Source organism: Agrococcus sp. SL85, from assembly GCF_026625845.1.
Classification (GTDB): Bacteria; Actinomycetota; Actinomycetes; order Actinomycetales; family Microbacteriaceae; genus Agrococcus.
The window spans coordinates 1771147-1783355 of the sequence record NZ_CP113066.1 but is presented as its reverse complement, the minus strand read 5'-3'; the positions used below and the strand labels follow the sequence as shown (position 1 = coordinate 1783355).

The window sequence follows — 12209 nt, the reverse complement described above, 5'->3', positions numbered from 1 at the left end:
GGTCTGGACTCCCCCACTGTCGCAGCCTCGCGGCGTGCTCCAGAGCGGCCTTCCCGTGCGGTTCGAGGACCTGAGAGTTTGGCGGGGAGGCTTGCTCCTTCGGTGCCCCAAGAGGGGCTCTCCCGCACGGGCTGCAGCGGCCGGCTGTGCTTCTGCGAGCGATCCTAGCGGCTCTCGTCGCCCTCGTCGCGCTCATCCACCACGAGATCCGCGCGGTACTGCCCGGCGCGGTGCGCGGCCTTCGCCATCATCTGCGTGGCCACCGGCGCGGTGACGAGCTGCAGGCCCGCGGCGAGCACGAGCATCGCCGTCGCGGCGCCGTCGCGGAGCACGAGCGCGAGCCCCGCGCACAGCAGCAGGAAGCCGAGCGTCTGCGGCTTCGAGGCCGCGTGCATGCGGTTCAGGACGTCCGGCAGGCGCACGAGGCCGATCGCCGCGGTGAGCGCGAAGCCCGCGCCCAGCAGGATGAGCGTCGCGCCCACGACGTCGAGCACGCCCTCGAGGCTCACGGCGACTCCTCCTTCGTGCTCGGCCGCTCGTCGAGGACGCCCTGGCGGCCCGCGATGAAGCGCGCGACCGAGACGGTGCCCGCGAAGGCGAGCAGCGAGAGCACGAGGATCACGGGGATCGTGTAGGCGTGGTGGTTGATCGCAGCCTCGACCGCGAGCGCGCCCGCGACCGTCGCGATGAGGACGTCGGTCGCGACCACGCGATCGCTGGGGTTCGGGCCGCGCACGATGCGCACGAGCGTCAGCACCGCGGCGGCGCTCAGCATGAGGCCCGCGATCACGAGCACGATCTCCATCAGCGGCCCTCCCCCTCGGTCGCGGCCGCGCCGCCTGCGGCGTCGGCGGATGCCGCGGCCGGCGCGCCGCGCAGGAGCGCCCGGTCCTCGGCGGTGCCGAAGGCGCGGATGACCGTCGCCTCCGTGCCCCGCACGCTCGCCCGCGCGCGCTCGATCGCCGCGTCGCTCGAGGCGTCGAAGACGTGGACGAGCAGCGCGCCGTCCTCCGCGTCGACCGCGACCGAGCCGGGGACGAGCGAGACGAGCTCGGCCGTGATCACGGTGATGAACGGCGAGTCGGTGCGCAGCGGCACGCGGATGATCGCGTTGCGCGTCGGCCGCCAGAAGGCGAGCACCTGCCCAGCCACCTGGAAGCTCGACACCAGGAGGCCCCCGAGCGTCACGAGCACGAGCCGCGCGAAGCCGATCGGATGGAAGGAGTCGAGCTCCGGCACGTCGGGCAGCGGGAAGGCGACCTGGATGAGGAGCGCGACGAGCACGCCGAAGAGGGCGGCGCCCGGCGTCAGCTCGCCCCAGAGCAGCATCCACACGACCGCGAGGCCGATGGTGGCGGTGAGCGAGACGCGGTAGCGGAGGGCGGGGCGGTTCACGGCTGCGCCTCCTCGACCGCGACGTGGTATGCGCCGTCGCGGATGTCGTGCGCGGCGCGGGCCGCGTAGTCGGTGAGCGGGCCCGCGAGCGCGGTGAGCGAGACCGTGATGCCCACGAGCGCCGAGGCGGCGACGATCCAGATGCGCGGCAGCACGCGCAGCGAGAGCCTGCGGTCCTCCGACTCGGCCCGGTCCTGCCAGAAGGCGCGCTGCCACACGCGGATGACCGCGATGAGGGTCAGGAGGCTCGTGGCGACGCCCGCGACGACCGCGAGGACCGCGAGCGGGGTGCCGGTCGCGAGCGCGCCGTCGATGAGGGCGACCTTGCCGATGAAGCCGGAGAACGGCGGGATGCCGCCGAGGTTGAGCGCGGGCACGAGGTAGAGCACCGCGAGCAGCGGCACGGCCGCGAGCCCGCCGAGGCGCGCGAGGCTCGTCGAGCCGCCGACGCGCTCGATGAGGCCCACGACGATGAACAGCGCCGTCTGGACGAGGATGTGGTGGACGATGTAGAAGATCGCGCCCGAGAGGCCCGCCTCGGTGCCGAGGGCGACGCCGAGCAGCATGTAGCCGATGTGGCTCACGAGCGTGAACGAGAGCAGTCGCTTGATCTCGCCCTGCGCGAGCGCGCCGAGGATGCCGAGCAGCATCGTGAGGATCGCGGCGACGAGCAGCAGCTCGGTGAGCGGGCTCTCGGGGAAGAGCACCGTCTGCAGGCGGATGATCGCGAAGACGCCGACCTTCGTGAGGAGGCCCGCGAAGACCGCGGTGACGCTCGCGGGCGCCGTCGGGTAGGAGTCCGGCAGCCACGCCTGCAGCGGGAACACCGCCGCCTTGATGCCGAAGACCACGAGCAGCAGCAGCTGGATCGTGAGCTGCAGTCCCGGGTCGAGCTCGGCGAGCCGCTCCGGCAGCTGCGCGAAGCTCACGGTGCCGGTGGCGCCGTAGACGATCGAGATCGCGAGCAGGAACAGCGTCGACGAGACGACGCTCACGACGACGTACGTCGATCCCGCGCGCACGCGCTCCTTCGTCGCGCCCAGCATGATGAGCACGTAGGAGGCGAAGAGCAGGATCTCGAAGCCGACGAAGAGGTTGAAGAGGTCGCCCGCGAGGAACGCGTTCGCGACGCCCGCGGTGAGCACGAGGAACGTCGGGTGGAAGACCGAGACCGGCGCGCCCTCCGCCGAGTCGGCGATGTCGCGCCGCGAGGGGAAGATGACGACGAGCGCGGTGACGATGCTCGAGACCAGCACCATGAGCGCCGAGAGCCGGTCGGCGACGAGCACGATGCCCGTGCCGTCGGGCCAGTTGCCCACCCAGAGCACGATCGGGCCGAACCGGTCCGCGGCGAGGCAGAGCACGAGCGCGAGGGCCGCGTTGATCGCGAGCGTCGATGCCGAGACGATCCGCTGCGCGCCGGGGCGGCGCGCGAGCCCGAGCGTCACGCCCGCCGCGAGGAGCGGCAGGAGCACGGGCACGGGGACGAGGTTCGCGAGGTCCATCAGCGCTCCCCCCGCCGCTCGGGCCCGCCGTCGGCGCCCTCGGCCGCGGCGTCGCCCCGGTCGGTCGCGTCGTCCTCGTCGGGCTCGTCGAGGACGAGGCGGCCGCCCGACTCCGTGTCGTCGTCGCCGCCGAGGCTCGGCTCGACGTGCGCCTCGCTCGAGAGGTCGGCCTGGGCGCGGCGGCGCACGATCGAGTCCTCGACGTCGTCGGCGACCTCGTCGTGGCCCTCGAGCTGGAACGAGCGGTAGGACATCGCGAGCAGGAAGGCGCTCGTCGCGAGCGCGATGACGATGGCCGTGAGCACCATCGCCTGCGGCAGGGGGTCGGCGATCTCGTCGCGCGGCTCGCCGACGATCGGCGCGAGCCCCGCGGGGCCCGCGGCGACGAGGAACAGCAGGTTCACGCCGTTGCCCGCGAGCATGACCCCGAGCAGGATGCGCATGAGGCTGCGCTCGAGCAGCAGGTAGACGCCGGCGGCGATGAGCGCGCCGCCCGCGATCGCGAGCACGAGGGAGGGGGTCACGGGCGCACCTCCGCTCCGGGCAGGGCGCTGTCGGATCCGTAGCGGGGCCTGGGCGCCACGTTCTGCTCCCCGTGGAGGTCGACGCCCGCGCCGAGCGAGCGGACGAAGTCGAGCATCGCGCCCACGACGATGAGCCACACGCCCACGTCGAACACGAGCGTCGTGACGAACGAGAGCTCGCCGAGCACCGGCAGCTCGACGGCCACCTTGAACGACTCCCCGATCCTGCCGCCGATGAGGATGGGCCAGACGGTGCTGAGCACCGCGAGCGCCATGCCGACGCCCAGCAGCTTGCCCGCGTCGAAGGGCACGGCCTCGACGAGCTCGTCCCTGCCGCCCGCGAGGTAGCGGACCGCGAGGGCGATGCCCGCGACGAGGCCGCCGGCGAAGCCGCCGCCGGGCAGGTAGTGCCCGACCGCGAGCAGGTAGATCGAGACCGCCATCATCACGGGGAAGAGCAGGCGCGTCATCATCTCGAGCACGGGAGAGGCGAGCGCCTCGTCGGCGAACGCGCCCCGCAGCCACGTGCGCCGGCCCGGGCCGTCGGGCGACTGGCGCAGCACCGCCGTGCCGCGCGCGGGCCGCCGCACGAAGATGAGGCTCGCGACGCCCGTCGCGGCGGCGAGCACGACCGAGAGCTCGCCGAGCGTGTCCCAGGCGCGCGTGTCGACGAGCGTGACGTTGACGATGTTCTCGCCGAAGCCGAACTCGTACGCGTAGTCGTAGAAGAGCTCGGAGATGGGCGTCGCGGTGCGCGCCTGCAGCGCCACGAGCGCCGCGATCGCCGCGAAGGCGCCCACCGCGATGCCGAGCATCGCGCGCAGCCACCGCGCCGCCCGCAGCGGGCGGTTCGTGAAGTACTTCGGCAGGCGCCGCAGCACGAGCACCAGCACGATGAGGAACACCGTCTCGGTGAGGGCCTGCGTGAGCGCGAGGTCGGGGGCGCCGTGCAGGAGGAAGAGCAGGGCGACGCCGTAGCCGACGACCCCCAGGAGCATGAAGGCGCGGAGGCGGCCGCGGGAGGTCGCGGCGAAGAACGCGGCGACGACGACGACCGCTGCCGCCACCACCTGGCCGGCCGAGTCGTAGAGGCGCAGGTCGTCGGTGAGCGACCCCGAGAGCAGCAGCGCGGAGCCGGGCAGCGCCACGAGGACCACGAGGATCGTCGCGACGTGCAGCGGGAGCGAACCGGTCTGGATGCGGCCCGTCACCTCGACCGCGAGACGGTCGAGCCCGCGCATGCCCGCGTGGTAGGCGGTCTCGAGGGGGTCCTCGCCCGGCACGGCCGAGCGGCGCGCGCCGAACGCGCGGTGCACGGCGTAGCCGACGAGCCACGCGAGCACCGAGGCGATGAGGGCGGGGGTGATGCCGTGCCAGAGCGCGAGGTAGGGCGCCTCCTCCCCCGTCGGCACCGCGCCGACGTGGGGAGCGAGCACCGCGGTGATGGGCTTGCCCGCGAAGGCGAGGCCGATCGTGAGGGCCGCGAGGACGAGCGGCGGCGCCGCGAGCATCCGGGAGCGGCGCTTGACCTTGGGCTCGCCCCGCCCGAAGAACGTGCCGACGACGAGGCGGAGCGAGTACGCGACCGTGAGCGCCGAGCCCGCGGCGATGCCGAGGAAGGCGACCCAGCCGAGGCCGCCGAGCTCGGCCATGTCGTGGAGCGCCGCGTCGAGCGCGGCCTCCTTGCCGAGGAAGCCGAGGAGCGGCGGGATGCCGGCCATCGACGCGGCCGAGACGATCGCGACGCCCGCGACCACGGGCATGCGGCGGGCGAGCCCGCCGAGCTCGCGCAGGTCGCGCGTGCCCGTCGAGCGGTCGACGATGCCGATCACCATGAACAGGGCTGCCTTGAAGACCGCGTGCGCGGCGAGGAGCGTGAGCCCCGCCTGCATCGCCGAGGGCGTGCCGATGCCGATCGTCGTGATGAGCAGGCCGAGCTGGCTGACCGTGCCGTGCGCGAGCAGCACCTTGATGTCGAGCTGCCGCATGGCGCGCACCGCGCCGAGCAGCATCGTGACGATGCCGAGCGACACGAGCGTCCAGCGCCACCAGGGCAGGTCGACGAACGCGGGCGTGAGGGCGGCGACGAGGAACACGCCGGCTTTCACCATCGCGGCGGCGTGCAGGAAGGCCGAGACGGGCGTCGGCGCGGCCATGGCGCCCGGCAGCCAGTACTGGAACGGCACGATCGCCGACTTCGAGAGCGCCCCCACGAGCACGAGCGCCACGGCCCATGCCGCGGCCGCGCCGCGCGGCGGGTCGGCGAGGGTCGCGGCGAGCGAGAACGTGCCGGTCTGGGCCTCGAGCAGCATGATGCCCGTGAGCATCGAGAGCCCGCCGAGCGTCGTCACGACGAGCGCGGTCTGCGCGGCCCGGCGGTTGCTCGCCGAGCGGTGGTTGAGGCCGACGAGGAGGTAGGAGAAGACGGTCGTGAGCTCCCAGCCGACCGCGAGCACGATCAGGTCGTCCGAGAGCACGAGCAGCAGCATCGAGGCCGCGAAGGCCGTGAGCAGGCCGACCGTGCGCGCGGCGAGCGACTTCGTCGAGAAGTACCACGCGCAGTAGACGAAGATGAGGCCGCCGACGCCCAGCACGACCATCGCGAGCAGCCACTGCAGGGCGCCGAGCCGCAGGTCGATCGCGATGCCGAGCGCCGGCATCCACTCCACGCGCTCCTGCAGCACGCCGCCCGCGGCGACGAGCGGCGCCTGGGCGCCGAACCAGCCCGCGGCGGCGAGGCTCGCGGCGGCCGGCAGCAGGAAGACGAAGCGGCCCATCCGGCCGCTGAGCGCGCTCGCGACGACCGCCAGGGCGGCGAGGGTCGTCACGGTGAGCAGCACGTCGGCAGTCCCTCTCGAGCGGGCGGGCGGGGCTCCCCCCATCCTATCGGTCGGGTGGATGCAGCCTGGACGTCGGCGGTGACCCCTAGCGTGGTCGCATGCGCCTCCTGCACACCTCCGACTGGCACGTCGGCCGCACGTTCCACGGGGCGGACACGCTCGACGCGCTCGTCGCGACGCTCGCGGAGGTGGCCGCCGCCGTTCGCCGCGAGCGCATCGACGCCGTGCTCGTCGCGGGCGACGTCTACGACTCGGCGATGCCCGCGGGCCGCCACGTCGCCGCGCTCTCCGCGGCGCTCGCCGCGATCCGCGACGCGGGGGCTCGCATCGTGCTCTCGAGCGGCAACCACGACTCCCCCGCGCGCCTCGGCGCGAACGCGGCGTTCGCGGCCGCGGGCGGCCTGCACCTCTCGACCGACGCGCTCGATCCGGCGTCGTGGCGCACGACGCTCGACGACGAGCACGGCCCGGTGCAGGTGCTCGCGATCCCCTACCTCGAGCCGCTCGCGCTGCGCGCCGCGCTGCCGGAGGCGGGCATCGCGACGCAGGCCGACGCGATGCGCTGGGCGATGGACGCCGTGCGGGCGCTGCTCGCCGAGGCGCCCGGCCGCTCGGTCGTGCTCGCGCACTGCTTCGCCGCGGGCGTCGCGATCGCCGACGACGCACCCCGCGACATCACCGCCGGCGGGCTCGACGTCGTGCCGACGGCCGCCTTCGACGGCATCGACTACGCGGCGCTCGGCCACCTGCACTCCCGGCAGGTGCTCGCCGAGCACGTGCGCTACTCCGGGGCGCCGCTGCACTGGTCGTTCAAGGAGCGCACGCCCGAGCGCGGCGCGTGGCTCGTCGACCTCGGCGCCGAGGGGCTCGAGGCCGTGACGTGGCTCGAGCTGCCGGTGCCGCGGCGGCTCACCGAGGTCGAGGGCGAGCTCGAGGCCCTGCTCGGCGACGCCCGGCTCGACGGCACCGAGGGCGACTGGGTGCGCGCGACGCTCACCGACCGCCTGCGGCCCATCGACGCGATGCGGCGCCTGCAGTCGCGCTGGCCGCACTGCGCCGAGGTCGTGTGGCGCGCGCCGGAGCACGAGCGCTCGGGCGAGACGTACGGCAGCCTCGTGGCGCAGCCGACCGACGCCGAGCTCGTGGGCGCCTTCCTCGGGCACGTGCGCGCGGGCGTCGGCGCGAGCGAGGCGGAGCTCGCGCTCGTGGCGGATGCGCTCGCGCGCGTCGACGCCGAGGAGCGCGACCGATGAGGAGGATGGCCGTGCAGACGAGGACGGCGCTGCAGAGGAGGACGGCGCTGTGAGGCTGCTGCGGCTCGCCGCCGAGGGCTTCGGGCCCTACCGCGAGCGGTTCGAGATCGACTTCGCCGCGTTCGAGGGCGACGGCGTCTACCTGATCGCGGGGCCCACGGGCGCGGGCAAGTCGTCGATCCTCGACGCGATCGTCTTCGCCCTCTACGGCTCGGTGCCGCGGTACGAGCGCGAGCAGCGCGTGCGCTCCGACCTCGCGGGGCCCGAGGACCCCACCTCGGTCGAGCTCGACGTCGCGATCGGCGACCGCGTGCTGCGGGTGCGGCGCTCGCCCGACTACGAGCGGCCGAAGTCGCGCGGCTCCGGCACGACGACGCAGAAGGCGACGGCGACGCTGCTGGAGCGCGAGGGCGACGGCTGGGCGACCGTCGCGACCTCGACCCGCGAGGTCGGCGCCGAGGTGCATCGCCTCGTGGGCCTCTCGAAGGACGAGTTCCTGCAGGTGATCCTGCTGGCGCAGGGCCGCTTCGCGCGCTTCCTGCACGCCACGAGCCAGGACCGCAAGGCGCTGCTGCGGCGGCTGTTCGGCACCCACCGCTTCGACCGGCTGCGGGCGATGCTCGTCGAGGACGCCCAGCAGGCGGGCGCCGCGATCGAGGAGGGCAGCCGCGAGCGGGCGACCCACCTCGCGCGGGTGGCCGAGGAGCCTGGCCGCGCTCCAGGAGCCGGGCCCGGGGGCCACGGAGGCGGTGCCCGACGCGGGCGCGTGGCTCGACGCGGCACTGGAGGCGATCGCCGCGGCGTCCGCAGCCGCGACCACCCGCGCAGCCGAGGCCGCGGCCCGGCGCGCGGAGGCCGATGCGGCGCTCGACGCCGGGCGTGCGCTGCGCGACCGCCGTGCGCGCCGCGCGGCGGCGGAGGCCGAGCGGGCAGCGCTCGCGGAGGCCGAGCCGCAGGTCGCCGAGCGCCGCGAGGCGCTCCGCGCGGCGGACGAGGCCGCCGAGGCCTCGGCGGCGATCGCCCGCGCGGACGCCGCCGCTGCGGCGCTCGCGCGCGCCGGGGCCGCTCGGGACGTCGCGGGCGCGGCCGCGGGCGCGCCGGGCGACGACGCTGCCGAGCGGCACGCGGTCGCCGTCGACCTCGCCGCACGGCTGGCCGGCCTCGTGGAGCGTGAGGCCGCGCTCCCCCGGCTCGAGCGCGCCGCGACCGCCGCGGCCGATGCCGCCGCGCGAGCCGCCGAGCACCTGCGCGAGGAGGAGGCCCGGCGCGAGGCGCTGCCCGCCGAGCGCGACGCCGCCCTCGCCCTGCGCGCCCGGCGCGCCGCCGAGGCCGCCGACCTCGCACCCGCTGAGGCCGCCGTCGCCGAGGCCCGCGGGCGCCGCGATGCCCGGGCCCTCGCCGACCGACTGGCCGGCGAGGTGCGCGATGCGGCCGCTGCGGTCGCGACCGCCCTCGAGGACGAGGCGCGCGACGCCGCGGCGCTCCGCGACCTCCAGGCGCGTCGCGTCGCGGGCGCCGCGGGCGAGCCTCGCGGCCGCGCTCGTCGCCGGCGAGCCCTGCGCGGTCTGCGGCTCCAGGGAGCACCCGAGCCCCGCCTCCTCGGCCGAGGCCATCACCGCCGAGCAGGTCGACGCGGCGATGGCCGCGGCCGACGCGGCCCGCGAGGCCCACCGCGCCGCCTCCGGCGCGCTCGGCGAGCGCGAGCGCGAGCTCGCCGCCGCCGAGGGCCGCGCGGGCGACGGCGACGCCGCAGCGGTCGCGGCGCTCGTCGAGGCCGCCGAGGCCCGGGTCGCCGCGGCGCGCGCCGCCACCGACGCCGAGCGGGCGGCGGCGGCCGAGGTCGCCGCGCTCGACGCGCGGCTCGAGGGCGCCGCCGCGCGCGTCGCCGCGGCCGCCGAGGCCCGTGACGCCGCGGTCGCCGAGTCCGTGCGCGCCCGCACCGAGGCCGACGCCGCGCAGGCGGAGGTCGCGCGCGAGCGCGCGGACGCGGCCTCCGTCGCCGAGCGCGCGGCCGCCGTGCGCGCCGAGCGCGACGCACTCGCGGCGTGGCTCGACGCCCTCGCCGCGCTCGAGCGCGCCCGCGCCGAGCACGACGAGGCGGCAGCCGCCCTCGCGGCCGCGACCGAGGCCTCCGGCTTCCCGGACGAGGCGGCCCTCCGCGCCGCCGCGCTCCCCCGCGCCGAGCGCGACGCGCTGCGCGCAGGGCTCGAGGCCCATGCCGCTGCGTTCGAGCGCGTCGCGGCGCTGCTCGCCCAGCCCGAGCCTGCAGGCGCTCGCCGACGAGCCCGACGTCGAGGCGCTCGGCGCCGCCGTCGCGGAGGCTCGCGCGGCCGACGAGGCCGCGGCCGGCGAGGCGGCCGTCGCCGCTCGCGGCCGGGCGGCCGCGGAGGCCGCCGCAGCCCGGGCGAGGGCCGTTGAGGCCGAGCTCGCCGAGGCCGGCCGCGCGGCCGAGGCGCTGCGCGTGCTCGCCGCGAGCCTCGACGGCAAGGAGCCCAACACGCTCCGCATGGACGTCGAGACCTTCGTGCTCGCCGCGCGGCTCGAGGCGATCGTCGAGGCCGCGAACGCGCGCCTCGGCACGATGACGGGCGGGCGCTTCTCGCTCGTGCACGACGACGCGATCGCCTACCGGAAGGCCGCCTCCGGCCTGGGGCTGCAGGTGCTCGACGCCCACACGGGCCTCCCGCGCCCCACCGACTCGCTCTCGGGCGGCGAGTCGTTCCTCGCCTCCCTCGCGCTCGCCCTCGGGCTCGCGGACGTCGTGCAGGCGGCCGCGGGCGGGATCGCGATCGAGACGCTCTTCGTCGACGAGGGATTCGGCGCGCTCGACGGCGAGACCCTCGAGGCGGCGCTCACGGCGCTCGACGCGCTCCGGGCCGGCGGGCGCAGCGTCGGCGTCATCAGCCACGTGCAGCAGATGCAGGAGCGCATCCCCTGGCGCATCCGCGTCGTGCCGGTGCCGGGCGGCGGCAGCCGCGTGGAGGTCGCGGGGCGCTGAGCGGCGACCGGCCGGGACGCGATCGGGTGGCCCGGCCGACGCCCGGCGCGCGTCGCTAGGCTCCGCGCATGCCCGACCTCGACGATCGCCCGCAGCACGGCCGCCGCATCGACATCGGGTCGCTCGAGGCCTTCGACCGGCTCGCGGCGCCCGCGATCCGATCGGGCGGCAGGATGTCGGGCTGGCGCATCCAGGACGTCGACCTGCGCGAGCGCGGGCCCGAGCTCGAGCGCCTCGACGGGCAGGGCGCGCTGCTGCTGGGCACCGACCTGCCGCCCGGCGCGAAGCAGCGGCTCGTCGCGCAGGGCGCGCTCGTGTTCGACGACGTGCCCGACGTGCCCTTCAACGCCTACCGCTCCGCCCTCTACGCGCCCGACGACCTCGTCGAGGGGCTCGAGCAGGGCTACGACCACAGCTTCGACGCGCGCGTCTACGCGTGGTCGCGCACCCGCCACCACGACATCGCGCACACGCTCGCCGCCGCCCTCCACGACCACTCGATCGACGATGCGCTCGCCGAGTGGGTGCAGGGCCGCACGATCGTCGGCGTCATGGGCGGGCACGGCCTCACCCGCGACTCCGAGGCCTACCGCGCGGCCGCGCACCTCGGCCACGCGCTCGCCCGCGCGGGGCGCGTCGTCGCGACCGGCGGCGGGCCGGGCGCGATGGAGGCCGCGAACCTCGGTGCGCGGGCGGTCGGGCTCGACCTGGCCGACCTCGACGCCGCGATCCACGAGCCTCGCCGCGGTGCCGAGCCTTCCGCGGCGCGATCCCGGCGTGGATCGCCTCCGCCCGCTCGGTCGCGGCGCGCGTCGGCGACGGCGTCTCCCTCGGCGTGCCCACGTGGCACTACGGCCACGAGCCGCCCAACGCGTTCGCGACGGCGATCGCGAAGTACTTCCAGAACTCTGTCCGCGAGGACATCCTGCTGCGCGTCGCGAACGGCGGCGTCGTGGTCATGCCGGGCGCCGGCGGCACGGTGCAGGAGATCTTCCAGGACGCGTGCGAGAACTCCTACGCCGCCGAGGGCGCGTGGGCGCCGCTCGTGCTCCTGGGCGAGCGCTTCTGGAGCGAGGAACTGCCCGCCTGGCCGCTGCTGCGGGCGGTCATGCGCGACCGTCCCGGCGCCGCGGGCATCGCGCTCGTCGACTCCCCCACCGCGGCCGTGGAGCGCATCGCGGCCTTCCACCCCTGATCGACCCGCGCGCGCCGACCCCGCGAGCGGTCACCCCCGCACACGACCCCCGCCGAGCGGTCACCCCCGCACACGACCCCCGCCGAGCGGTCACCCCCGCACACGACCCCCGCCGAGCGGTCGCGAGCGGCGCTCGCGGTCGCCCTCGAGCAGCCGTTCGTGACCGCTCGGCGTCGCGGGAGACCGCTCGGCGTCGCGGGTGACGCTCAGGCCTCGAGCTCGCCCGCGATCCGGCGCTCGAGCTCGTCGGTCGTCGCCTCGGGCAGCGCGATGAGGCCGTCGAGCTCGCGCCGCGCCCGCTGATAGGCGGACTGCCGCTCGGCCGGGGTCGAGCCCTCGCTCTCGGCGAGCGCCATGAGGCGCTGGGCGCGCTGCAGGCGCTCGCGCTCGGCCGCCGAGAACCCGGTCTGCGCGCGCCGCTTCGCCTCGCGCACGGCGGCGTCGAAGGCGACCTCGTAGTCGCGCACCGCGTCGCGGTAGCGCTCGAGCGCGCCGTCGG

General features: G+C 76.1%; 12 protein-coding genes, 1 pseudogene and 1 riboswitch. Of the genes and pseudogenes, 6 read left to right on the top strand and 7 right to left on the bottom strand.

From position 1 onward, the window contains the following. Positions 1-48: 48 nt before the first annotated feature. Positions 49-135: riboswitch (glycine riboswitch) on the bottom strand. A gap of 29 nt (positions 136-164) precedes the next feature. The 6 genes from mnhG to OVA14_RS08855 are packed head-to-tail and all read right to left on the bottom strand — an operon-like array spanning position 165 to position 6264. Further along, positions 165-509, bottom strand: coding sequence for a monovalent cation/H(+) antiporter subunit G (gene mnhG, locus OVA14_RS08880; protein WP_267503547.1), 345 nt, complete (start codon positions 507-509; stop codon positions 165-167). Continuing rightward, the gene (locus OVA14_RS08875; RefSeq protein ID WP_267503546.1) at positions 506-805 is read right to left on the bottom strand and encodes a monovalent cation/H+ antiporter complex subunit F; all 300 of its coding nucleotides are present in this window, start codon (positions 803-805) and stop codon (positions 506-508) included. The genes mnhG and OVA14_RS08875 overlap by 4 nt, the downstream gene beginning before the upstream one ends. Then, a complete protein-coding gene (locus OVA14_RS08870; protein ID WP_267503545.1) occupies positions 805-1395 on the bottom strand; it encodes a Na+/H+ antiporter subunit E in 591 nt (196 codons plus the stop codon). Before OVA14_RS08870 ends, OVA14_RS08875 begins: the two co-directional genes overlap by 1 nt. Then, positions 1392-2900: a Na+/H+ antiporter subunit D gene (locus OVA14_RS08865; protein WP_267503544.1), complete on the bottom strand. Its 1509-nt coding sequence runs from the start codon at positions 2898-2900 to the stop codon at positions 1392-1394. Before OVA14_RS08865 ends, OVA14_RS08870 begins: the two co-directional genes overlap by 4 nt. Then, positions 2900-3424, bottom strand: coding sequence for a Na(+)/H(+) antiporter subunit C (locus OVA14_RS08860; protein ID WP_267503543.1), 525 nt, complete (start codon positions 3422-3424; stop codon positions 2900-2902). Before OVA14_RS08860 ends, OVA14_RS08865 begins: the two co-directional genes overlap by 1 nt. Beyond that, positions 3421-6264: a Na+/H+ antiporter subunit A gene (locus OVA14_RS08855; protein ID WP_267503542.1), complete on the bottom strand. Its 2844-nt coding sequence runs from the start codon at positions 6262-6264 to the stop codon at positions 3421-3423. The genes OVA14_RS08860 and OVA14_RS08855 overlap by 4 nt, the downstream gene beginning before the upstream one ends. 98 nt (positions 6265-6362) lie before the next feature. Between OVA14_RS08855 and OVA14_RS08850 the strand changes: the two genes are divergently transcribed. From OVA14_RS08850 to OVA14_RS08825, 6 genes and pseudogenes are all read left to right on the top strand, one after another. Next, a complete protein-coding gene (locus tag OVA14_RS08850; protein WP_267503541.1) occupies positions 6363-7517 on the top strand; it encodes an exonuclease SbcCD subunit D in 1155 nt (384 codons plus the stop codon). 49 nt (positions 7518-7566) lie between these two features. Then, complete coding sequence (locus OVA14_RS08845; RefSeq protein WP_267503540.1) at positions 7567-8691, top strand: SMC family ATPase; 1125 nt, start codon at positions 7567-7569, stop codon at positions 8689-8691. Positions 8692-9155: 464 nt separating this feature from the next. Further along, positions 9156-9935: a hypothetical protein gene (locus tag OVA14_RS08840; protein ID WP_267503539.1), complete on the top strand. Its 780-nt coding sequence runs from the start codon at positions 9156-9158 to the stop codon at positions 9933-9935. 43 nt (positions 9936-9978) lie between these two features. After that, on the top strand, positions 9979-10515 hold the full coding sequence (locus OVA14_RS08835) for an SbcC/MukB-like Walker B domain-containing protein (RefSeq protein ID WP_267503538.1): 537 nt from the start codon (positions 9979-9981) through the stop codon (positions 10513-10515). A 68-nt stretch (positions 10516-10583) separates the two neighbouring features. After that, positions 10584-11156, top strand: a pseudogene (locus tag OVA14_RS13510) (Rossmann fold nucleotide-binding protein); the annotation flags it as partial. 194 nt (positions 11157-11350) lie between these two features. Further along, the gene (locus OVA14_RS08825) at positions 11351-11710 is read left to right on the top strand and encodes an LOG family protein (RefSeq protein WP_267505603.1); all 360 of its coding nucleotides are present in this window, start codon (positions 11351-11353) and stop codon (positions 11708-11710) included. Between the two features lie 206 nt (positions 11711-11916). Here OVA14_RS08825 and OVA14_RS08820 read toward each other — a convergent pair whose 3' ends face one another. Continuing rightward, a complete protein-coding gene (locus tag OVA14_RS08820) occupies positions 11917-12177 on the bottom strand; it encodes a hypothetical protein (protein WP_267503537.1) in 261 nt (86 codons plus the stop codon). Positions 12178-12209 lie beyond the last annotated feature (32 nt).